Annotated in this window: 18 protein-coding genes and 1 pseudogene; 9 read left to right on the top strand and 10 right to left on the bottom strand. The window is 65.0% G+C overall.

The window, feature by feature from the left end; translation table 11 throughout:
* Positions 1-126 precede the first annotated feature (126 nt).
* From A7D16_RS11300 to A7D16_RS11290, 3 genes are all read right to left on the bottom strand, one after another.
* Positions 127-927 (bottom strand): hypothetical protein, encoded by an 801-nt coding sequence (locus A7D16_RS11300; RefSeq protein WP_064632706.1) that lies wholly within the window; start codon positions 925-927, stop codon positions 127-129.
* A gap of 208 nt (positions 928-1,135) precedes the next feature.
* Entirely contained in the window at positions 1,136-2,359 is a 1,224-nt protein-coding gene (locus A7D16_RS11295; RefSeq protein ID WP_064632703.1) for an RtcB family protein, read from the bottom strand.
* 54 nt (positions 2,360-2,413) lie between these two features.
* Positions 2,414-3,526 (bottom strand): slipin family protein, encoded by a 1,113-nt coding sequence (locus A7D16_RS11290; protein WP_064632702.1) that lies wholly within the window; start codon positions 3,524-3,526, stop codon positions 2,414-2,416.
* Between the two features lie 823 nt (positions 3,527-4,349).
* Between A7D16_RS11290 and A7D16_RS23625 the strand changes: the two genes are divergently transcribed.
* A complete protein-coding gene (locus A7D16_RS23625) occupies positions 4,350-4,619 on the top strand; it encodes a hypothetical protein (protein WP_162577196.1) in 270 nt (89 codons plus the stop codon).
* Positions 4,620-4,818: 199 nt separating this feature from the next.
* Here A7D16_RS23625 and fabR read toward each other — a convergent pair whose 3' ends face one another.
* Positions 4,819-5,466, bottom strand: a complete 648-nt coding sequence (gene fabR, locus A7D16_RS11275) for an HTH-type transcriptional repressor FabR (RefSeq protein ID WP_006449004.1) — start codon at positions 5,464-5,466, stop codon at positions 4,819-4,821.
* Positions 5,467-5,559: 93 nt separating this feature from the next.
* Here fabR and A7D16_RS11270 point away from each other — a divergent pair, with 93 nt between their 5' ends.
* Together A7D16_RS11270 and A7D16_RS11265 are read left to right on the top strand one after the other, a co-directional pair.
* Positions 5,560-6,636 carry a ferredoxin reductase gene (locus A7D16_RS11270; RefSeq protein WP_064632698.1) on the top strand — a complete coding sequence of 359 codons (1,077 nt, stop codon included), beginning with the start codon at positions 5,560-5,562 and terminating at the stop codon, positions 6,634-6,636.
* 9 nt (positions 6,637-6,645) lie between these two features.
* Positions 6,646-7,767, top strand: coding sequence for a fatty acid desaturase family protein (locus tag A7D16_RS11265; protein WP_064632695.1), 1,122 nt, complete (start codon positions 6,646-6,648; stop codon positions 7,765-7,767).
* Positions 7,768-7,833: 66 nt separating this feature from the next.
* Here the strand turns inward: A7D16_RS11265 and A7D16_RS11260 are convergent, their stop codons facing one another.
* Positions 7,834-9,393, bottom strand: a complete 1,560-nt coding sequence (locus A7D16_RS11260; RefSeq protein ID WP_064632693.1) for an EAL domain-containing protein — start codon at positions 9,391-9,393, stop codon at positions 7,834-7,836.
* Between the two features lie 383 nt (positions 9,394-9,776).
* Between A7D16_RS11260 and A7D16_RS23740 the strand changes: the two genes are divergently transcribed.
* Entirely contained in the window at positions 9,777-9,953 is a 177-nt protein-coding gene (locus A7D16_RS23740; RefSeq protein ID WP_010374782.1) for a hypothetical protein, read from the top strand.
* A gap of 334 nt (positions 9,954-10,287) precedes the next feature.
* Here A7D16_RS23740 and A7D16_RS11250 read toward each other — a convergent pair whose 3' ends face one another.
* The 3 genes from A7D16_RS11250 to ubiK all read right to left on the bottom strand — a co-directional run bounded on the left by A7D16_RS11250 (position 10,288) and on the right by ubiK (position 12,944).
* On the bottom strand, positions 10,288-10,797 hold the full coding sequence (locus A7D16_RS11250) for a lipocalin family protein (RefSeq protein WP_064632690.1): 510 nt from the start codon (positions 10,795-10,797) through the stop codon (positions 10,288-10,290).
* Positions 10,798-11,128: 331 nt separating this feature from the next.
* Complete coding sequence (locus A7D16_RS11245; protein WP_064632688.1) at positions 11,129-12,649, bottom strand: YifB family Mg chelatase-like AAA ATPase; 1,521 nt, start codon at positions 12,647-12,649, stop codon at positions 11,129-11,131.
* Between the two features lie 16 nt (positions 12,650-12,665).
* Positions 12,666-12,944 carry a ubiquinone biosynthesis accessory factor UbiK gene (gene ubiK, locus A7D16_RS11240; protein ID WP_064632685.1) on the bottom strand — a complete coding sequence of 93 codons (279 nt, stop codon included), beginning with the start codon at positions 12,942-12,944 and terminating at the stop codon, positions 12,666-12,668.
* A gap of 153 nt (positions 12,945-13,097) precedes the next feature.
* On the opposite strand from ubiK, the gene A7D16_RS11235 reads away from it, so the two are divergent.
* Together A7D16_RS11235 and A7D16_RS11230 are read left to right on the top strand one after the other, a co-directional pair.
* Complete coding sequence (locus tag A7D16_RS11235; RefSeq protein ID WP_199680230.1) at positions 13,098-13,472, top strand: P-II family nitrogen regulator; 375 nt, start codon at positions 13,098-13,100, stop codon at positions 13,470-13,472.
* Positions 13,473-13,860: 388 nt separating this feature from the next.
* A complete protein-coding gene (locus tag A7D16_RS11230; RefSeq protein WP_064632683.1) occupies positions 13,861-15,846 on the top strand; it encodes a beta-N-acetylglucosaminidase domain-containing protein in 1,986 nt (661 codons plus the stop codon).
* A gap of 220 nt (positions 15,847-16,066) precedes the next feature.
* Here A7D16_RS11230 and A7D16_RS11225 read toward each other — a convergent pair.
* Positions 16,067-16,621, bottom strand: a pseudogene (locus A7D16_RS11225) (RIO1 family regulatory kinase/ATPase domain-containing protein); the annotation flags it as partial.
* 240 nt (positions 16,622-16,861) lie between these two features.
* On the opposite strand from A7D16_RS11225, the gene A7D16_RS11220 reads away from it, so the two are divergent.
* The gene (locus A7D16_RS11220) at positions 16,862-17,674 is read left to right on the top strand and encodes an outer membrane beta-barrel protein (protein ID WP_064632678.1); all 813 of its coding nucleotides are present in this window, start codon (positions 16,862-16,864) and stop codon (positions 17,672-17,674) included.
* A gap of 192 nt (positions 17,675-17,866) precedes the next feature.
* On the top strand, positions 17,867-18,475 hold the full coding sequence (locus A7D16_RS11215; RefSeq protein WP_064632676.1) for a PH domain-containing protein: 609 nt from the start codon (positions 17,867-17,869) through the stop codon (positions 18,473-18,475).
* A gap of 354 nt (positions 18,476-18,829) precedes the next feature.
* On the opposite strand, the gene speE is transcribed toward A7D16_RS11215, so the two are convergent.
* Complete coding sequence (speE, locus tag A7D16_RS11210) at positions 18,830-19,687, bottom strand: polyamine aminopropyltransferase (RefSeq protein WP_064632674.1); 858 nt, start codon at positions 19,685-19,687, stop codon at positions 18,830-18,832.
* Between the two features lie 233 nt (positions 19,688-19,920).
* Between speE and speA the strand changes: the two genes are divergently transcribed.
* On the top strand, positions 19,921-21,807 hold the full coding sequence (speA, locus tag A7D16_RS11205) for an arginine decarboxylase (RefSeq protein WP_064632672.1): 1,887 nt from the start codon (positions 19,921-19,923) through the stop codon (positions 21,805-21,807).
* The last annotated feature ends 721 nt before the right edge of the window (positions 21,808-22,528 follow it).

Below are 22,528 nucleotides of genomic sequence, written 5' to 3'. Positions count from 1 at the left end.
CGGCCGCTGATCGCCCTTTTCAACGTGCATAACCCGCGCAACGCAGAACGGGCCCGCTGGGGCCCGTTCTGATTCAACGGAGTGCATTGGTGGCGCTGCGTGTTAGCGCGTGGCTATGCCCAGCGCTTACACCCGCGGATCGGTCGGATTGCGATGGGCCGCTGCATCATGCCGCTCTGAATCGAATGCTTCGCGCACTGCGTGCTTGGCCTTCTCCCAGCTCAGGCGCGAATTGGCCTTGAAACGGTCCCAGCCATCGCCCAGGTCGCGTTCCAGATGGTCGTCCCACTGGCGGCCGGCGTGCTGCTGGCGTGCCTGCATACCGTAGCGGTAAGCCGGGCGATAGTCGTCATAGGAATAGTCGGCATCGCGGTAGCTGGCACTGTCGAAGCGGCCTTCGTAATGCGTGTCGTTGTCGCGATAGACGGTGTGGGTACGGTCTGCACGCTCCCAGGCGTCACGTGCCGCCAGGCGCGCTTGGTCCCATTCCAGCCGCGATTCGCCGCGGTTGCGCGGCCATTCGCCGGCCAGCGTGGCTTCGGTTTCTTCCCAGGTACTGGTGGGGCGGGTTTCGCGTGCCTGCAGACCGAAGCCGTAGACGGTTGCGTAATCGCGATCGTAGTCGGTGCCTTCCTTGTAGTAAGGACGGTTCTGGTGCTCCTGGCGCCAGTATTCGGTTTCCACGGTCGGATCGAGCCGTTCGGCGACGCCCTTGCCGGCTGCGGCGCCTGCGAGTACGCCGGCTGCCGCCCCGATCAAGGTGCCCAATGGGCCGAACACCGTGCCTGCGAGCGCGCCCGCTGCCGCGCCACCGGCGATGCCGCCGACGCCCACACCTACCGGATGCGAACCGGGTGCACCGGAGATCGGGTCGCGGTTCAAATCCTTTGCTTCTTCCTTGCGTTCCTGCTTGTCGAGATTGCTCATACCGCCTCCGGTTGCCTGATGGATGCGTCCTGTGGAATCAGGCCGCGAACGAGGCGCAACGATGGCGTTGGAAGAGTGAAACGTGCGTGCTTTGATGTGAGTGCTGTCGCGACATGACTGAACTGTGCATGCCATCGTGGATGAGCTTGCTGACGCATGCGCGCAACCTGTCTGCGACAAAAAAAGGGCCTCTCATGCGGCCCTTCGCCTATCCCTTGCTGCACACCACCTGGCGCAGGGTGTGCAGGACTTCCACCAGGTCTTGTTGCGCCGCCATTACCGCCTCGATCGACTTGTACGCGGCAGGCGACTCGTCGATCACTGCCTCATCCTTGCGCCATTCCACATGCGCGGTAGCCTGGCGGTGCTGTGCCAGCGTGATCTGCGCGCGTGCAGCGGTCCTGCTCATCACGCGCCCGGCGCCATGGCTGCAGCTATGGAAACTGTCGGTGTTGCCCAGCCCGCGCACGATGTAGCTGCGCGTGCCCATGCTGCCCGGAATGATGCCCAGCTCGCCGGCACGTGCGCTCACTGCGCCCTTGCGGGTGATCAACAGCTCCTCGCCAGCGTGCGTCTCCTTCTGCACATAGTTGTGGTGGCAGTTGACCGCGCGCTTTTCCAGCTGGAACTTGGGCAAGCGGTGACGCATCTCGGCCAGCACGCGCGCCATCATCGCCTCGCGATTCTCGCGGGCATAATCCTGCGCCCACGACACCGCTTCGACGTACTCGTCGAACAAAGGCTCGCCCTGCATGAAGAAGGCCAGGTCCTTGTCGGGCAGATGAAAGCCCAGCACACGTTGCGCCAGTTGCTCACGTGCGCGCTCGATGAAGTAGCTGCCGATCAGGTTGCCGGTGCCACGCGAGCCGCTGTGCAGCATCACCCACACCGCATCGGATTCGTCCAGGCAGAGTTCGATGAAGTGATTGCCGCCGCCCAGCGTGCCGATCTGGCATTCGAGCTTGTCGGTGCGGATGCGCCTGTGCTGCTGTTTGATCGCGTCCAGACGTTGCACCAACCCCGACTGCGCGATGCGGGTTTCGATGCTGTCGGGCAGCGTGCGGTGTTCACCGCCGCGACCGTTGCCCACCGGCACGCTGCGCTCGATGCTGGAGCGCAACTGCGCCAGATTGTCCGGCAGGTCGTTGGCACGCAGCGTGGTACGTACGGCGGCCATGCCGCAGCCGATGTCCACGCCCACCGCTGCCGGGATGATGGCGCCACGGGTCGGGATGACCGAGCCCACGGTTGCACCTTTGCCCAGATGCACGTCGGGCATCACCGCGACCCACGGACCGACGAACGGCACTGCGGCGATGTTGCGCAACTGTGCATGCGCCTGCGCTTCCAGTGGCACGCCGCGCACCCAGCCCTTGATCGGGGTAGTGCTGCCTTCGGCATGCAGAAATTCAAAGTGGTGTGAGGTACTCATTGTCGTCATTCCCTTGCGGCAGTGCGTGGCAGATCCTTCCGCCACGCGCAGCCTTCATTGCCTGATCGTCACCAATTGCTTCAGCACGCCATCCAGGCCGCCGAACACGGTGAGCTTGTCGATCTTTTCGGTGACCTTTTCCAGCGCCTCCAGTTCTTTCAAACGCATCAGCACCGGGCTGTCTTCGATCAGCTTGGCGGTGTTGAGCAACGAACGCGTGGCGTTGGCCTCTTCGCGCCGACGGATGACGTTGGCTTGCGCCTGCTTTTCCGCCTGCACGACCGCATTGAGGATCTCGCGCATTTCGCCCGGCAGGATCACGTCCTTGACGCCGACGCCCAGCACCTCGATACCGAAGCCGCTCACGCTGCCACGCACATACCCGAAGATATCCGCATCCAGGCTGGCCTTGTCGCCCAGCAACTCGTCCAGCGTCTTGGCCGACACCGCACGCCGCAAGCCGTATTGCAACTCGCGGTACAGATAATCGCCGGCCTTGTCCACGCGCGTGCGCATCGCCACGGCATCGGTGACGCGCATGCTGGCGGCCAGGTTGACCCGCAACGACACCTTGTCGCGCGTCAACAGCTCCTGCCCGGACACCTCGACCGACTGCACGCGCAGATCGATCACTTCGGTGGCGATGTTCTTCTGGAAATTCCAGAACGCATACGCCCCCGGGCCGAACGGTGCAACCAGCTTGCCATCGACGAACACCAGCCCTTGCGACCCGGCGGGCACGTCCATGCACACCGCCACCCGCGACAGCGTGCCGAGCTGACGCAACCTGCGCTGCACATCGGTCGGCACCTGCAGCCCATCGCCCAGCGGCAGGGTCTGCACTTCGATCGCTGCCGGGCCACGCCAGTACAGCGCGCGCGTGCCTGGTGGCAGCACCTCCTCAAGCTTGCCGTTGCGGATCAGCAGGCCGACCTGCGCGGTCCCGATATCGGCCAGCACGAAGTGCTGCGCCAGGGTGCTGCCGAGCGTGTCGATCAGCATCTCCGCATCGGGGCCGACATAGATGGCGTGGACGATGATCTCGCTGCGGCCCAGTGGGTCGAACAGGCGATAGACACCGGGGACGAGCACGCGCGCGAACCGACGGTTGCGATACACCAGGCCGCGCTCGCCGTCACCGATCACGACCCTCTTGGTCCAAAACATGGCATTACTCCTGTTAGGTTTGGCTCTGGTGGTCCGATCCAAAGTGACTGCCGTCGCGCCGCCCGGATCGGACTGCTGGCGAAACGTGTGCCGATGCAACGCGGCGTTGAAAGGTGGAAACGCCGGTGACGGCGGCCGTGCGGGGCGCGATGCGCTGTTGGCGCCTGCATGCGCGTTGCTGCCGCTGTGCGATGTAGTGCGTAGCGGTCGCGAACGGGGCAGCACGCGCCTTCAGGGCAAGGGCCCGGCTACGGCGCCGCTGCTGCAGGCAGTCAGGCGATGGGTTGCCTGTTTGCCTGCGGCATGGGCGTTTCCGTAAAGGGACTTGCGTCCCGAGAGATGACCAATAAGGTCATGCATGGAGCGGGATTCGAACCCGCGACAGACAGATTACAAATCTGTTGCTCTACCCGCTGAGCTATCCAGTGGTGAGTATTCCGGAATTGAACCGGGCCTGCGTACTTGCCGCCGCTCCACCAGGAGCCGATACCCATAACGAGAAACATGAGAAAGGCTTCGGTATACGCCACGGCACAGCCGCGCGCACCAGCTGGAATAAACTCCAGGCCGCTGAATCTCTTTCGCAGTGTTTCTGATCACCGTTTTATTCAAACGGTAATTCTAGTGTGTGCATGACCACGCGCCGCCCGTGCCCGACACCTGGGCACAGCGCTTTCGCGCCTGACCGCTTTGCAACGTCCATGTTGTCGGGCAATCCATGCTCGGGTGTCTGGAAGGTCATCCACACGATGCGATGCGAACGCATAACGAAAAACGCCCCCGGATGCAGCATCCGAGGGCGTTCGCTTGCCTCGGAGATCGGGTGACCGATCTCCTTGTCAGGACATCAGTCGAATCGGGTGATGCGCACGGCTGCTTTTTCCGTGCGCACAAACGATGCTGCGCGGTGTGCGCTGGGCAGTCGATTGAATGTGGCGGAATGGAGCAGGCGCATGAGGTCGGTTCGGTAAAAGCGCAGGCGTTCCTGCTGAGGGCGCGAACATTACCTGCGTCTTTTTCATTGCGCAAGCACTTTATTCAATTATTTTTCGGATTATCTTTCTGGCAGTCGAAAGAGAATGCAGTTGTGTAACGACCGCAAGGCGGTATTGGATTTGAATGAGACGGTCGTTGTCTGGCAATGACTTGATGTCAGGTATTGCAGATGACGCACGCCGACAGCATGTAGCGAGCAGTCGTCAGACGGTGTGTATGTCTTGCTCAGAATCGGCGTGCACGCTGTTCCATGCGCCGATGCCACTGCCCCTGCGCACCGACGCCAACGCAGACAATCAACCGCCGTGCGTGCCCAGGGTGCGCGCGCCGGTCAGGATCATGCGCAGCATCTGCGAGATCTGTTCGACCAGCTCGGGGTCTTTCTCTGGCGGGGAGTCCATCGCCACTGCGCCCATGGCAAACACCAGCCGCGTGATCGCCTTGGATACCAGTGCCGGTGCATGCAGCTTGGCGTTGTCGGCGGCGGCCAGGCGGATCAGGTCCACGCGCAGCTCGTCTTCGAAATAGCTGAGCTCGCGCTCCACTGCCTGCTTGAAGGCGTCCGAACCCACCGCGCCTTCGCGCAGCAGCACGTGCAGCAGCTTGTCGTCGGCGCGCAGCTGTTCCATGAACGCCTCGACCGAAACGCGGATCACGCTGCGGTCGGTGGAGGTGGCGCGTTGGCGGGCCTGGCCGATGATGGTGCGCAGCGAACGCCCGGCCAGGTCGATCAAGGCCACGGCGAGCTCGTCCATGTCGCGGAACTGGCGGTAGAAGCTGTTCGGCGCGATGCCGGCCTCGCGTGCCACTTCGCGCAGGCTCAGCGTGGACAGGCTGCGGTGCGGGCCGATCAGCGAGAGCGCCGCGGCGATCAGGTCCTCGCGTGAAATCGCCGGCTTGCGTGACGGCGGCGCGTCGTGGGAAGGCAGGGCGATGGAGGTCATGAGGCGGCAGCCGGGCGTGGGCGTGAATCATAGCCCCTCCAGCCGATATACAAGTGTATACACGGCTGTGCATGCATGCGTATAGTGCACCCCATGAACCTGGCATCTCCTCCCAAGTCCAAGTCCCCGCTGCCGGCACGCCTGGCGCGTCGGTTGGTGTCGCCGCAGTTGTTCGATTTCTGGGCAACCCGGATCAACCCGCTGTGGACGCTGGAGCGCCCGATGGCGCGGCTGGTCGAGCGCAGCCCGGCCAGCCGCGACGCAGTGACCCTGGTGTTGCAGCCCAATGGGCATTGGCAGGGCCTGCAGGCCGGCCAGCATGTGAGCCTGGGGGTGGAGATCGACGGCCGCCGCTTGTTGCGCAGCTATAGCCCGACGGTGCTGGCCGACGGCCGCCTTGCGATCACCGTCAAGGCGATCGAGGGTGGGCAGGTTAGCCGGTACCTGGCGCGCGATGCGACGCTGGGCACGGTGGTGTCGCTGGACCCGGCCTTCGGCGACATGCTGTTGCCGACCACGCCCGCCCCGCTACTGCTGCTGGCCGCCGGCTCGGGCATCACCCCGATGCGCGCGCTGCTGCAGGCCGCCGCGCAAGCCGGCATGCCGATGGACGTGGACCTGCTGTATTGGGTGCGCCAGCGCGACGAAGCCTGCTTTGTCGACGAATTCAACGCGCTGGTGGCCGCGCATCCGCGCCTGCGGGTGCGGTTGCTGACCACCCGCGAAGGCGAGACGCCGGCCGCACGTATCGATACCTATCCGTTGGATCACATTGCCGCGTTGGACCAGCGCCATGTGATGGTCTGCGGCCCGGGCGGCTTCGTGCAGGCGGCGCGCGAGCGCTTGCAAGGGCGCGTGGCCGCATTCCAGGCCGAAGCCTTCAGCGTGCCGGCACTGGACGAAAGCGAGGCCGGGCACGTGCAGGTCCAGCTGTCACGCAGCGGCCGTACGCTCACCCTGGCGCGCGGCCAGTCGCTGCTGGAAGGACTGGAAGCGCAAGGCCTGCGGCCGGCACATGGCTGCCGCATGGGCATTTGCAACAGCTGCGCCTGCGCGCGCCAATCCGGCACCACGCGGCACCTGTTGACCGGTGAGCGCAGCAACGAACCCACCGCACAGGTCCGCCTGTGCATCAGTGCCCCGAGCACTGACCTGATCCTGGATCTGTAAGGAATCTTCATGAGCCGAGTCCATAACCGTGCCCTGTCCGCTGCCGAACTGCAGTCCTTCGGCGACGAACTCGATGCCATCCGCGCCCGCGTGCAGCGCCAGGTGGGCGCCGACGATGCGCGCTACATCCGCCGCATCGTGGCGGCCGTGCGCTGGACCGGCGTGGCCGGCCGCGCGCTGCTGTTCCTGGGCGCGTTCGTGCACAGCGTGCTGATTCCGGCGTGGATTGCCGGTGTGGTGCTGCTGACGCTGTCCAAGATCCTGGAAAACATGGAGCTGGGCCACAACGTCATGCACGGCCAGTACGACTGGATGGGCGACCCGCAGCTCAACGGCAACACCTACGAGTGGGACATCGTTGCCACCGGCGACAACTGGCGCAAGACGCACAACTTCAAGCACCACACCTACACCAATGTGCGCGGCATGGACGATGACATCGGCTACGGCCTGCTGCGCATCTTCCCCGAGCAGCGCTGGCGCCCGTTCTACCTGCTGCAGCCGTTCATCGCGGTGGTGTTTGCGCTGCTGTTCGAATGGGGCGTGGCGATCCAGGACCTGCGTCTGGGCCGCTGGTTTGCCGGCAAGATGAAGGCGGCCGAATTGCGCGCTTCGTTCCTGCCGGTCGGCCGCAAGATGGGCCGCCAGATGCTCAAGGACTACATCGTGTTTCCGCTGCTGGCCGGCCCGTTCTTCCTGACCGTGCTGCTGGGCAATCTTGCCGCCAACGTGCTGCGCAGCATCTGGACCTTCGTGATCATCTTCTGCGGCCACTTCACTGCCGATGCGGAAGTGTTCCCGAAGGAATCGATCCGCAACGAGTCGCGTGGCCACTGGTACCTGCGCCAGCTGCGCGGTTCGTCCAACCTCACCGGCGGCAAGCTGATGAACGTGCTGTCGGGCAACTTGAGCCACCAGATCGAGCATCACTTCTACCCGGACCTGCCGGCCAATCGCTATGCGCAGATCGCCGTGGAAGTGAAGCAGGTCTGTGCGCGCTACGGCCAGCACTACAACACCGGCTCGCTGCCGCGGCAGTTCGGCCAGGTGATGTGGCGGATCGTGCGTCACGCGTTCCCGAGCCGGCCCAAGCCGGTGCGCCAGCGCAGCGGGGCATTGCAGAGCGCGTAACCGCATTGCGCAGCGCGTGATCGCCATCGAAAGGCCGCCCATGGCGGCCTTTTTTTGTTGCTGCGGTCAATGCGTGCCGCTGCGCGCCTGTGCGTGATACGCGATGAAGCCGGTGGCCGGCAATGCGCGCGAGAACAACCAGCCCTGCGCCAGGTCCACGCCGTGGGCGCGCAGATAATCAAGCTGCTCTTGCCGCTCGACCCCTTCGGCGATGGTGCGCAGCCGCAGCGTCTTGGCCATCTCGATGATATGCGCGGTCACCGCGCTGGTGGCCGAGTGGGTGCCGATGGTGTCCACGAACGACTTGTCGATCTTCAACGCATCCAGTGGCAGGCCCTGCAGATACTGCAGGCTCGAATAGCCGGTGCCGAAGTCGTCGATCGACACCGTGTGGCCGGCGCCACGCAGATGGGTGATGGTGGTGCGCGCCGCGTCGATGTCCATCAGGCTGCGTTCGGTCGCCTCCACCCACAGCTGCCCGCTGTCCACGCCGGTACCGCGCAATGCCTGCGCTAGCACGCTTTGCACGCGGCCGCTCTTGATGTCTTCGGCAGAGACATTGATGGCCACATGCAGGTCCGGGTCGGCCGCCAGGGTGAGGCCGAGTTCGCGGATGACTTCGGCCACCACCAGGTCGGTGATCGGCAAGATCAGGCCGCTTTCTTCGGCCAGCGGAATGAAGGCGTCCGGCGGCACCAGCACGCCGTCGGGTTGCTGCCAGCGCACCAGCGCCTCGGCGCCGACGCAGGCACCGCTGTCGAGCGCGATGATCGGCTGGTAGTGCACGATGAACTCGCCGCGCTGCACTGCAATCTCCAGACGCGCCAGCGGTGAAAGCCGACGTCGCGATATCCACAGCACCACCCCGACCAGCAGCAGCGCCACCGCGACGCCGGCCGGCACCACCTGCAGCCGTGCCGCTGCCAGTGGCCCGCGCAGATAGGCTACCGGCTCGGTGACCACCGCGGCCCAATCGCCCCGGCGGTCGCGGCCGGACAGTACCTGCGCTCGCTCAGGGTCTGGCGCGCTGTCTGCCGGCGGCTCGACCAGCAACTGTTCGGCGGCGGTCCCGGTGCTGCTGAGAAGCTGCCCGTCCGGTGTGCCGATCGCCAGTTGCAGGCCTGGCGGGATATTGAGGTCGGCCAGCGTGTTGGGGTTGATCAGGACGTTGTAGTCGTCCAGTTGCAGCGCCATCAGGGGATGCTGCGGGTTGGCCAACGGCAGCAGCCGCGTGGTCACCGCGATGCCGCGCTTGACCACGAAATCGGCAGCGGTCTGCGGAATGCTGTCGGGCAGTTGCCCCCACGAGGTACAGCGCAGACGACCTTGCTGGAAATGCCCAAGCTCGACGATGTAATGGCTGGTCAGCACCAGTGCGCGCATCTGCGCCAGGTGCGCGGGCGAACATGGCGGCGCCTGCGAGGCGGCCATGCTCAGCAATGCGCCATGCGCCTCGTCGAAGGCAGTTTCGGTGCGCCGGATCGACAGTGCGGCCAACTGGCTGAGCCTGCTCTCCTCGCGCGACAACGCCAGCCGCCAGGCCAGGTAGTACGACAGACCGATCGGAAGTGTTGCGCACAGCAGCACCAGCAGCACGGTCACACTGATGATGCGTTGACGCTTCACCTCACCACCCGGATCGACGCTGCGGCCAGTTCACGCACAGCCCCCGGGGCAGTGCGGACAGCGCGGGCGTTGGCGGACGGCCCACACCGGCCCGGAAGGCGAGCGGGCGCGTCGCACGCAGCGATTGGTGACACAGGGCATGGGCTGATGAGGCTGCACGTCGCGAATGTACGACACACGCGTGCATTGCGCGCGTCGGTGGAGCGAAGCGGCTGTGATTTTTTTGCCGATCATCCCGCCGTAGGTCGTGGCAGTCGGGCTCGCCGGTGGATTCACGCGCCTGCACGCGACGCCGCGCTAGGGTCGGCTCGCCTGCGCTGCCGCACGGCAGCGGCGGGACAATCCGGTCCCATGCAAGGCGCTTTCACCTGGAGGAATCACCCATGACAACGCAGAAAGAACGCGTCGGCGGCACCGATGCAGTGCCGATCTTCAAGATGCAGGAAACCACACGCGACGGCGAACTGACCAAGTACGTGGTCGGCGACACCGGCGTGGCTTTCGACAGCCTGGAAGGCGCTCAGGCCGCCGCCAAGGATCTGGGCACGCTCAACGGTTGAGCCGGGCGGCATTCGAGATGCACACCGTCATCCGAACAACCCACGTCTTGCCCTGTTTGCGCCGATGTACAGCGACATCTTGATGGGTCTTTGACTGCCCACTATCGCGCGACCCTACGCGGCATGGATGCCGCATCAGAGCTTTGAGGAATGGATCCACGGCGTGTGCCGCGATGGTGGGCAGGCAGGGGGCCTGCAGCCCGGCAGCGGTTCAGCCGTCTACGGTTGATCTATCCGTGCACCCCAGTTCCCTGTGCGAACGAGACACTCGCCGCGCAAGGGTGCGGGCTCTCGCCGTGAGAGTGCTGGCAGCCTTTGGAGCTGCGCGCAGCCGTCAGGGAAGCGGTTGCTCGGTCAGTCGCCCGGTGTGCGGGGTATGGATCAGCGGGGCCAGGTCGAAGCCCTGTTCGCGTGCGTGCGCCAGATAGGCCTGGGCGATGTTTTCGTCCAGCTTTGGCAGCCTTGCCAGCAGCCACAGGTACTTGCGGTCGGGACCGCCGACCAGCGCAGCGGTGTAGCCCGCATCGATACGCATCACCCAGTAATCGCCTTTGGTGAAAGGAATCCAGCGCAGGCCTTCGGGCAGAAAGGTGACTTCCAGCCGCGCATGGCTGTCGTCGATGGCGCGCGCCTCGCCGATTGCTTCTTCCAACGCGCCTTCGGCGGTCAGGCAGCGGTTCTGCACCCGCACCGTGCCATCGTCCTGCAGCGAATAGTGCGCCGAGACATCGGTGCAGTCCGCATCCTCGAAGCGAATCGGCAACCGTGCAATTTCGTACCAGGTGCCCAGATAGCGATTCAGATCCAGCGAGGGAACGGTAGCGAGTTCGCGGTGGTGGCTCATGCGGGCCTCAGCACAATGGAGTGGCGCCCGTTGTACGTGCATCGCCATGAAATGAATGTTGGGATGCCGGACAGGGCGGGAGCTGGGCGTGCTTGGGTATTGATGCTGCGCCTTGAACACGTTGAACCATCGACCAGCGTGTCCCCCACTGATTGAGCGGGTCAGGAGTTGAACGCCATATGGGCGGCGAACGACGTAGCACCCTTGCGACGAAGTAACACCCTTGGAAGTTACGTAGCGTCCTAACACTGCGCGTGCCATGCATGTGCAGCCCAGTGTGGCCGTGCCTGACCCCAACATCGCACGCCGCTGGATGACCCCACCCAGCGCGCTATGCGGCGCTGGCGGCGCTCAGCGCGCGATCCAGTTTGCGGTAGCCGATGGCTTCGGTGAGATGGCGCGTGGCGATGTCTGCGCTGTCGTCGAGATCGGCGATGGTGCGTGCCACGCGCAGGATGCGGTGCATCGAGCGCGCGGACAGCTGCAGGTGTTCGATCGCGCGCTCCAGCAGCAACTGATCGTCATGCTGCAGGCGGCAATGGCGGTCGGTGTCGGCTTGATCCAGTTGCGCATTGGGCAAGGTGCTGCGCGTCAGTTGTCGCTGCCGTGCGGCGATCACGCGAACACGTACGCTGGCGCTGTCCTCGCCCAGGTTGCCGCTGCGCAGCGCCTGCGGTGGCAGCCGTGGCACTTCGACATGCAGATCGATGCGGTCCAGCAACGGGCCGGAGATGCGGCTGCGATAGCGGCGGATACTGTCGCTGCTGCAGCGGCACCGCCCGCTGCCATCGCCCGCCCAACCGCATGGGCAGGGGTTCATGGCCGCGACCAGCTGGAAACGTGCCGGGAAATCCACGCTGCGCGCCGCGCGCGAGATCGTGACCAGGCCCGATTCCAGCGGCTCGCGCAGCACTTCCAGGGTCTGCCGTTGCCACTCGGGCAATTCGTCCAGAAACAGCACGCCGTTGTGGGCCAGCGAGATCTCGCCGGGGCGCGGATGCGTGCCACCGCCGACCAGGGCAACCGCGCTGGCAGTGTGATGCGGGGCGCGGTAGGGCCGTTGCCGCCAGCGGGCCAGATCCAGTCCGCGGCCGCTGATCGAGGTGATCGCGGCCGTTTCCAGGGCTTCGGCTTCGCTGGCGTCGGGCAACAGGCCGGGCAAGCGCGAAGCCAGCAAGGTCTTGCCGCAGCCGGGGCTGCCGACCAGAAGCAGGTGATGGGCCCCGGCAGCGGCGATCTCCAGCGCGCGGCGGGCGTGCGGTTGCCCGCGGACATCGGCCATGTCGGGCAGGGCGCGCGCGCCGAGTGCCTGCACCGCCAGTTCGGCGGCGGGCGCCCTCTGGCTGCCGTTGAGTGCGGCGCAGACATCCAGCAGGGTGCGTGCAGTGAAGGCTTCGACGTGCCCGGCGATGGCGGCTTCGGCACCGTTGGCCAGCGGCACGATCAGCCCTCGCCCGGCCTGCGCGGCCGCCAGCGCGGCGGGCAGGACGCCGTCGACACCGCGCAGCTCGCCGGTGAGTGCCAGCTCGCCGAGGAATTCGTACTCGGCCAGCGCCTGGCGGTCGATCTGCCCGCTGGCGGCCAGGATGCCCAGTGCGATCGGCAGGTCGAAACGGCCGCCTTCCTTGGGCAGGTCGGCCGGTGCCAGGTTGATGGTGATGCGCCGGGCGGGGAATTCGAACTGTGCGCACAGCAGCGCGGCACGCACGCGTTCGCGTGATTCGCGCACTGCTGCTTCGGGCAGGCCCACGATCTGGGTGGAGGGGAGACCGCCGGAGAGATGCACCTCCACCCGAACTTCAGGCGCATGCACCCCCACGCGGGCACGGCTGTGCACCAGCGCCAGACTCATGATGGAAGGCCTTAACTCAGGGAGTGGTGGGCGGTGCGGCGGGCGGCGTACCGGGCGCGCGCGCTTCCAGTGCGGCGACCGTCTGCTCCAGCGCGTCGAGTTTTTCGCGGGTGCGCAGCAATACCGCACGCTGCACGTCGAACTCTTCGCGGGTGACCAGGTCCAGCTTGCCCAGCCCGGCCTGCAGCGCGCCCTTGAAGGTGCTCTGCAGTTCTTCGCGCGATTGGCGCAGGCCCGGTGGCACCAGGTCGCTGAGGCGGCGGGCGAGGTCGTCGAGCTGATTGAAATCGATCATGGTGTTCTCCGCAGGTCCGTAGGAAGCCTAATGCAGGCCGGGATATGCGGGACATCGGCAAGGCAGTCGGCAGGCAGTAAGGATAGTCCCATTCGGCTGTGGTCCGAGGTGACGGCGCTGCCGCATTGGATGAGTGTTGCCTGCGTCCACGGTATGCTGCGCGGCCGTCATGCCCTGGGATCTGCACCGATGAAAATGATCATGGCCATCGTCAAACCGTTCAAGCTCGACGATGTGCGCGAAGCGCTCGCCGGCTGCGGCGTGGCAGGCATCACGGTGACCGAGGTCAAAGGCTTCGGCCGGCAGAAGGGTCACACCGAGCTGTATCGCGGCGCCGAATACGTGGTCGATTTCCTGCCCAAGGTGAAGATCGAGGTGGCGGTGACCGACGACCAGGCCGAACGCGTGGTGGAGGCGATCGTGGCGGCGGCCGGCACCGGCAAGATCGGCGACGGCAAGGTGTTCGTGTACGACCTGGGCACGGTGGTGCGCATCCGCACCGGCGAGCTGGATAGCGACGCGCTGTAGGTCGCGGCTTAAAGCTGCCCGGCAAGGAGTCGTCAGGTGGGTGTTGGCGACACGCAGGAATGCAGCGTGCGCGTGGCACATGCCGATGCCGGGCACCGGTCGTCTGCGCCCGGCGATTGTCGTTATGGCGATGGCTGACGGGCCGACGAGTGAGTGCATGCCCGAGCCGGCGACAGCGCATGGGGACCATCCCGGCCAACGAAGCTCATACCATTTCAATACCGCACATGGCGCCGCCGGGCTCGCCCTGATCGGCGCTGGCGCTGGGCGGACGCGTAACTAAACCGTGCTAAGTGGTCCGGCCCAGACGCGAATGCGGCCGCGCTTGTCGCCACTGCGCGACTTGCCTACTCTAGGGCGTAATACCATTCCAATACCGGAGTTCGACATGAAGCGACGCAACAGCAAGCCGGGCATGCGCCTGCTTTCGGTATTGGTCGGGCTGGGCGTGGCCGCCCCGACATTCGCGCAGGCGGTGATCGACCCGGTGACCCAGCCGGCGATCTATCCGACGCCGGTGTCGATCACGCTGGACGGCGCGACGGTCAGCTTGGGCCGGTCGGTGGTGCTGGTGGTCGCGCCGGGCGCGGACAAGGCCACAGTCGCGCTGGTGCGCAGCATCCTCACGACGGCCGGCGTCAGCAAAATTGCCACTGCCACGCGTCTGCCTGCCACGCTGGACCGCCCGCACATCGTGCTCGGTACCGGCGATGCCGCAGTGGTGCGCGACGCGCTGACGCGCAGCAGGGCGGTGCAGGACACGCACAAGGAGGGCTACACGCTGGCCAGCATTGCCCTCGATCGCGGCAGCCTGATCACGCTGGCCGGTCACGACGGCGATGGCCTGTTCCACGCGGCGCAGACGCTGCGTCAGCTGCTCGAGCGGCCGGCCATCCCGACGCTGACGATCCAGGATTACCCGGCCATGCCGATCCGCGGCACGATCGAGGGCTTCTACGGCGCGCCGTGGTCGATGAGCGACCGCAGCAAGCACATCGACTTCCTTGCCCGCACCAAGGCCAACACCTTCATCTACAGCCCGAAGGACGACCCCTACGCGCGCGATCGCTGGCGCGAACCGTACCCGAAGGCGACCTTGAAGGCGCTGGGCCAGCTGGCTGCCACTGCCAAGCGCAATCACGTCGATTTCGTCTATGCGATTTCGCCGGGCCCCACCGTGTGCTTCTCCGATCCGGCCGATGCCAAGGCGCTGCTGCGCAAGTTCGATGCGTTCCGTGCATTGGGTGTGCGCAGTTTCTATGTGGCGCTGGACGATATCGAATACACCAAGTGGAACTGCGAGCGCGACAAGACCACCTTCGGTGAGTCCGGCGCGCAGGCGGCGGGCATCGCGCAATCGCATCTGCTCAATCTGGTGCAGGCCGATCTGGTTGCGCGCCACGATGCAGCGTCGGAATTGATCATGGTGCCGACGGAGTATTACGACGCCAAGGAAAGCCCGTACAAGGAGGCGCTGCGCAAGCATCTGGACCCGAAGGTGGTGGTGCAGTGGACCGGCACCGACGTGGTGCCGCCGGCCATTTCCATCCCCGATGCGCGCGCGGCCACCAAGGCGTTCGGCCGCAAGACGCTGCTGTGGGACAACTACCCGGTCAACGATTTCGAGACCTCGGCCGGGCGCCTGCTGATGGCGCCGTATGCGCGGCGCGAGGCCGGCCTGTCGGCCGAATTGTCGGGCATCGTCTCCAACCCGATGAATCAGGAAGTGCCCAGCCGCGTGGCGGTGATGGGCGTGACCGCATTCGCCTGGAACGACAAAGGCTACGACGCACAACGCACCTGGCATGCGGCGGCGCGCGATCTGGCCGGCGGCGATACGCGCGTCACCGCAGCGTTGCTGACCTTCTTCGATACCCAGCACCTGGCGCCCACCTTCGGCAGCCAGCCGTGGCAGGAGCAGGCGCCACGGCTGAAGGCCGTGCTCGACCATGTGCGCGAAGCAATCGCGCTGGGCGATACGGCAGCGCGCACGCAGGCGATCGCCGAACTGGCGCGCACTGCCGACGAGCTGGCGGCCGCGCCGCAGATCATCCGCGACGGCGTGGCCGACAAGGGCTTTGCCGCGCAATCGCGTCCCTGGCTGGAGTCAATGGAAGGCTGGGGCCGCGCGCTGCAGAAGACCGCAGCCGGGCTGGATGCGGCCAGTCGCGGCGACACGCAGGCGCCCGCGTTGTTTGCGCAGGCGGCTGCGCTTGCAGCCAACGCCGCGGCCATCCCATCGATTCCCGGCGCCACCCGCTTCGGGGGCCCGGTCAAGATCGCCGACGGCGTGCTCGACCGGTTCGTCACCGATGCACCGAGCTTGATCGCCTATCGCGCGCCGGCAGTTGCCGCTTCGGCACCGGCAAAGTGATGGGTTGATGCGCAGGCACCGCGACGCGCATGGGTGCCTGTTCGCGTCGCGGTGCAGGCAAACGCGGCAGCGCCACTGCCACTGCATCGCAGCACATGGCGTGGCATAGAGCGCTCGAAGGATGTTGCGCTCTGCAGATCAAACCGATGCAATCAGCGCAGCGGATGACGTAGCAAGTTGGCCAGCCGCTCCAAGAGCGGCTTTCGGTCAGCAACGCTGGTTATGCAGTGCCTTTCAAACGCCGATACAGCCGCTTCCAGCCGCTGCGAATGGCATGCACCCAGCGCGGTTCGGCACTGCGTGCCGCCTCGTCGGCTGTCGGTGCGATGCCGGCCAGGCGCTGGCGCATTTTCTGGAAGTTGGCCACGTCGCTGCGCTGCAGCTGACGCGTCAGCGTGCCGCGACGCAACCAGCGCGGGAATCGCCACGCCGAAGTGAAATCGATCAGCACCGGCACGCCTGCACTGACCACCACATTGGTGCCATGCAGGTCGTTATGGGTGATGCCGAACGCATGCAGCCGGCGTAACGCCTGCTGCAGTTGCTGAAAGACCTCCTGACCCACTACCGCGCTGGCGCTGAGCGTGTCGCCGGGAATGAACTCCATGCCCAGCGCCAGGCCGCCCAGCGTGCCGAGCAGGGCCGGCGCATGCCGCCAGCCCTTCAGCTGCGCCAGCATCCTGGCCTCGTGGCGCACCATCAGCCGCGCGATCGGGGCCAGCAGCGTGCGGCGATAGCGGCCGTAGTCCTTGACCACCGCCAGCTGCCCATCCACTCCCTTCTTGACAGCTGCTGAGACTCCAGACACTGTGCCGGCTGCGGTCAGGGGGCTGCATCACGCGTGAGTACGCGCACGTTCTCAGGGACGGCGCCTGGATTGATGTCGCACGACATCCGGTGATGCGGGGAAAGCCCCCGAATTCGACAGCAACTGCGCCACTTCCAGACGCCGTCAGGTGACCCCTGCGTGCGCAAGGATGCGGGAACGATGGAGTACGACTCATTGGGGGAAGCGATGAAAAGGACCGCAACACTGCTGTTGGCCTGCACGGCCTTCGGCGTCACGGCACAGGCCTCGGCGCAATCGTTGTCGCGCGGCTGGGACAGCTACCGGCAACAGCAAAAGCAGCAGACCGGCACGCAGGACGCGAGTGCGCCGGCAGCGCAGTCGTCGCGCCCCTCGCAAGCCGGCATCGGCGGCGCGCCGGTTGCCGTCGGTGGAAGCGGCACCAGCCAGACCGGTGAGGCTGGCGGGTTCAGTACGGTGGCCGAGCAGGCGTCGACAGTAGCGGCGCCGGTCGCGCCTGCCTACGTACCGCCGCCGCTGCGCGAAGAAGAGCAGCGCCTCAAGAGCGGCCTGTTCCTTGGCGTGCAGAGTGGCAAAGCCAAGGTGTTTGAAAACGGCAAGCAGGATATGCAGGGCTTTAACGTTGGCTACCGCTGGCGCGCAGGTCCGGTCACATTGATCGGCATCGAAGCGGCAACCGGGAAAGTGGACGGTTCCAAGGATGCGGATGGCTTTGTCGTCATTCCCAATGTGGATTTTGGCAGCATCGGTGGAACGGCACGCTTCAACTTTGGCGATGTTCCCCTTTTTGCGCTCGTGCGGCTGGGCTATTGGGGCGGCAAGGCGAAAGGTGAGGACTACAACGAGCGCGTCTACGGCGCCTACGTCGGCGCCGGTCTTGGCGTAGATATCGGCAAGCACGTCAGCTTGAGCGCGCTGTACACGAATTATGTCTACGCTGACGAGTATTACGACGACTACGAAGACCTCACGATCAATCGTGCCGAAGTGATGAGTTTCGGAGCCGAAGTCCGCTTCTGATGCAGGGCGATGGTCACGAAGGGCGGGCGGCAACGTCCGCCCTTTTTCGTGAGCTGGCATTGCATCGGCTGCGCAGTTGAGCGCAGCGAAGGTGACGCCGTGCCGCCGGCGCTCATCGGCATTGCACACCCATCCATGCGGGTTGTTGTAGTGTCGCGCTCAACGCAGTGAATCAGCCGTAGGCGAGGGCAGATGGACGCATTGGCGCAGTTTTTGACAGACGAGCAGGACCCTGTGGCAGTCGGCAAGATCCTGCCCAAGGTCACCGAGTTGCTGACCCGCGACGAGCAGGTCGAGTACATCGCCGTGCAGAAGAAGATGGTGATGAACCTGTCGCCGGATGCGGTGGTACTGACCAACCGCAGGTTCATCGTGGTCTACCCCAAGTTGTTCGGCATGACATTCCGCGATTTTCCCTGGCGCGAGGTGCTGGATGTGCACATGAGCGAACAGATGCTTGGGGCGACCATCATGTGCCGCACCACGCAAGGCGCGTACGCATCCATCGACAGCCTGCCCAAGAAACAGGCGCGGCGCGTCTATGCCTATGCGCAGCAGGTGGAAGAATCCGCCTACGAAAAGCGCCAGCAGCTGGAGATCGACAAGTTGCGTGCGGCGGCCGGCGGTGTGGTGGTGCACGCGCCCACTGCGCAAGGCGCGGTGCCGCCGCAGGCCAATCCCGCACCTGCCGCTGACGACCCGATGCAGGTATTGAGCAAGCTCAAGCAATTGCTCGATGCAGGGCTGGTCACGCAGGACGAATTCGATGCCAAGAAGGCCGAAGTGCTGGCGCGGCTATAGGCCGCTCAGACATCCGCGCAGGTCCTGGCCTTGCAGGGCCAGCGTGCATGGATCTCTGGGGTGATGCGGGCGCAAGGGACGCCACTCACTAGCGCATCCAGCATGCAGCTGTGCCTCGGCTGATTGCCGCTCCCGGGCGTGCAGCGCAGCGGCGTCACCATCGACCACCGTGGCGCAAGCACTGCATGTGCAGGCGGTTGCGCCGCGCTATCAGCTCACGCGCTGTAGATCTGCACGCCGTGTCGTACCGAAAGCAGCAGGCCATGCTTGCGCCCATCACACAGCGGGCGCGGCCGGCGTCTTGCACCGACTGCGCCCGCCCGGCGGTGAGCGCAGTCGTGCTGTCAGCTGCGCTTACTCGCCCAGTGCCTTGGCCACAAACGGCGGGGCGACCAGCACGCCGGTGTGCAGGTGGGCGGTGTAATACAGCGTCTCGAAGCCCTTGGCCTGCGCGGCGTCCTGACGGAACGCGAAATCGGCCTTGGCCTGCTTGCTGGCCATGGTCACGCTCCACCAACCGGTGGGGTAGCACGGCTGCGGGAACGGCAGGGTCTTGAACGACTGGAAGCCGGCCTTGCCCATTTCGGTGCGCATCTGGTTGATCAGGTCCAGCAGCGCCAGCGGCGATTCGGACTGCTGCACCAGGATGCCGTCGCCCTTCAACGCCTTGAAGCAGCTCTCATAGAACGCCTTGTTGAACAGGCCTTCGGCCGGGCCCACCGGGTCGGTGGAATCGACGATCACGATATCCACGCTGCCGGCCGGGCAGTTGGCCATGTAGGCCACGCCGTCGTCGAACAACAGTTCGGCGCGCGCATCGTGGTTGGAGTCGCACAGCTCGGGGAAATAGGTCTCCGACATGCGGGTGACCTGCTCGTCGATATCGCACTGGGTGGCGCGTTCCACGCCCGGGTGCTTGAGCACCTCGCGCAAGGTACCGCAGTCGCCGCCGCCGATGATCACCACGCGCTTGGGCGCGGGATGGGTGAACAGCGCCGGGTGGCTGATCATCTCGTGATAGAAGAAGTTGTCGCGGCTGGTCAGCATCACCGCGCCGTCGATGAGCATCAGCTTGCCCCAATCGGTGGTCTGGTAGATCTCGATCTTCTGGAACGGGGACTGCACCTCGTCCAGCTTGCCGCTGATGCGGAACCCGATCGCCGAGCCGGTCGGCTGGAAGTGTTCGATGTACCAGTTGTCGTTGGCGCTCATGCAAAAAATCCTGAAAAGAAGGGAACTGTTCCTTCTCCCACCGGGAGAAGGTGGCGCAAAGCGCCGGATGAGGGTCGGGCGCAGCCTCGTACAGTCAAACTGCGCGGTGGCTGAACCTGCATTCCACCCGCTCCAATCAGGCGAGGGGCGTGAATCGGCGCGGATTGTAACGGACCCTGCGCATGCCAGGCGTTACACTTCACGCCCTTTTTTATTCCAGCCGAGACAGCGAAATGAGCGATTGGTCCCTCGACCAAGCCCGCAAGACCTATTCGATCCCGCATTGGGCCGACGGGTATTTCGATGTGAATGCTGCCGGCCACGTGGTGGTCAGCCCGACCGTCGACGGCCCGGCGGTGTCGCTGCCCGAGGTGGTGGACGCCGCGCGCGCGGCCGGCGCCAAGCTGCCGCTACTGGTGCGCTTCCCGGACATCCTGGGCCAGCGCCTGGGCAAGTTGCAGGCGGCTTTTGCGCAAGCGCAGTCGGAATGGGATTACGCCGGTGGCTACACCGCGGTGTATCCGATCAAGGTCAATCAGCATCGCGGCGTGGCCGGCACCCTGGCCGGCCACCACGGCGACGGTTTCGGGCTGGAAGCGGGCAGCAAGCCGGAGCTGATGGCGGTGCTGGCACTGTCGCGTCCGGGCGGGCTGATCGTGTGCAACGGCTACAAGGATCGCGAATACATCCGCCTGGCGCTGATCGGGCGCAAGCTCGGCCTGCAGACCTTCATCGTCATTGAAAAGCCTTCCGAGCTGAAGCTGGTGCTGGAAGAGGCGCGCGCGCTGGAGGTCAAGCCGGGCCTGGGTGTGCGCATGCGGCTGGCCTCGCTGGGCGCAGGCAAGTGGCAGAACAGCGGTGGCGACAAGGCCAAGTTCGGGCTCTCGCCGCGCCAGGTGCTGGACCTGTGGAAGACCTTGCGCGACACCGAGTACGCCGATTGCCTGCAGTTGCTGCATTTCCACATGGGCTCGCAGATCTCCAACGTGCGCGACATCGCCAACGGCATGCGCGAGGCCACCCGCTATTTCGTGGAGCTGTCGCGCCTGGGCGCGAAGATCAGCCACGTGGATGTCGGTGGCGGCCTGGGTATCGATTACGAAGGCACCCGCTCGCGTAGCTATTGCTCGATCAATTACGGCCTGCATTCGTATGCCAGCAACATCGTGCAGCCGCTGGCCAGCGCCTGCGAACAACACGGCCTGACCCCGCCGCGCATCGTCACCGAATGCGGGCGCGCGATGACTGCACACCATGCGGTGCTGATCGCCAACGTGTCCGAAGTGGAGCAGGCGCCGGAAGGCCGCGTGCCGGATGCGCACGGCGACGAACCGGCGGCGATCCGCCACCTGCGCGAGATCCACGACGAACTGGATGTGCGCCCGGCGGTGGAACTGTTCCAGGAAGCGCAGCACTTCCATGCCGAAGGCTTGAGCGCGTATGCACTGGGCCAGATCGACCTGACCCACCGTGCGCGCATCGACGACCTGTTCTATGCCATCGCGCACGGCGTGCGCGCGCGCTTGAGCTTCGACGAAAAGAGCCATCGCCCGGTGCTGGACGAGCTCAACGAGCGGCTGGTGGACAAGTACTTCGTCAACTTCAGCGTGTTCGAGTCGATCCCGGATGTGTGGGCGATCGACCAGGTATTTCCGATCGTGCCGATCGAGCGCTTGAACGAGGCGCCGCAGCGGCGCGGCATCATCGCCGACATGACCTGCGATTCGGACGGCATGGTCAAGACCTATGTCGAGAACGAAAGCCTGGACAGCTCGTTGCCGTTGCACACGTTGAACCCGGGCGAAAGCTACCGCATCGGTTTCTTTCTGGTAGGTGCCTACCAGGAAATCCTGGGCGATATCCATAACCTATTCGGCGATACCGATGCGGTGGAAGTGGCCGTGGATGGCGATGGCTATCGCATCGCCCAGCAGCGCCGCGGCGATACCACCGATGTGATGCTGGACTACGTGGGCTATCAGCTGGATACGCTGCGCGCCACCTATGCCGAGCGCATCGCCGCCGCGCAGCTGTCGCCCGAGCGCGCACAGGAGCTCAGCGCGGCGCTGGAAGCCGGCCTCACCGGCTACACCTATCTGTCCGACGAACCGTTGGGCTGATCGTGCACGCGCTGCGGCAGGTGCCGCAGCGCCGAGGGAAGCACAACACGCTGGTGCAGCGGTTGCGGGCGTGTTTGAAGCATCGCCGGATAGGCGTGCCGGTGGGCTACCGGCGCCGCCGAGCTGTCCTGATGCGTTGCTGTGCCCCGTGTCGTATTGCCTTGCGCAGGCCGCTGCGGGCCTGCGCAGCCTGCTGCTACGCAGGCCCGCAGCGAGAAATGCGGCTGGTGCGGACGGCATGCCACGCGTCGCAAGCCATGGCGGTGCACGTTTTCAGTGCGTTGTGCTGCAGACCGATGACAACCGGACGACCGTTGCGTGATCGTTGCCCGCAACGGGCACTGACGCCGTAAAACGCACTTCTCTCTCAAAGTGATTTACCGAATAACGTAATTGCAGCAACGTCGATGCATCACTGGTCTTATTCAAACGCTCATCGGATATACCAAGCAAAGCGCGAATTCCGCTTGAAAGCAGCATTTATCGCCCACGACGCATAAGGCGAGCTGTCGTTGTGGTCCATCTGGACTTTGGTGCCGGAGTTGAACGTATGTATGCATCCAGAACACTAGTTGAAATCACACTTCGGTAAAAATATTTCGTGCACCACGTGTGTTTCGTGATTTTTTGCACGGTTTCAGACCTGCGCGAATTGTTAGTGTTCGTTTTACTTGTAGGAATGTAAGCGCTGCAAATAAGACAGTTGCGCATCGTGGTTTCG

Origin of the sequence: Xanthomonas nasturtii (assembly GCF_001660815.1) — a bacterium.
In the GTDB taxonomy this organism is placed as follows: domain Bacteria; phylum Pseudomonadota; class Gammaproteobacteria; order Xanthomonadales; family Xanthomonadaceae; genus Xanthomonas; species Xanthomonas nasturtii.
Note: the sequence above shows the minus strand (reverse complement) of the source record. Positions and strands in the feature narration are given on the sequence as shown.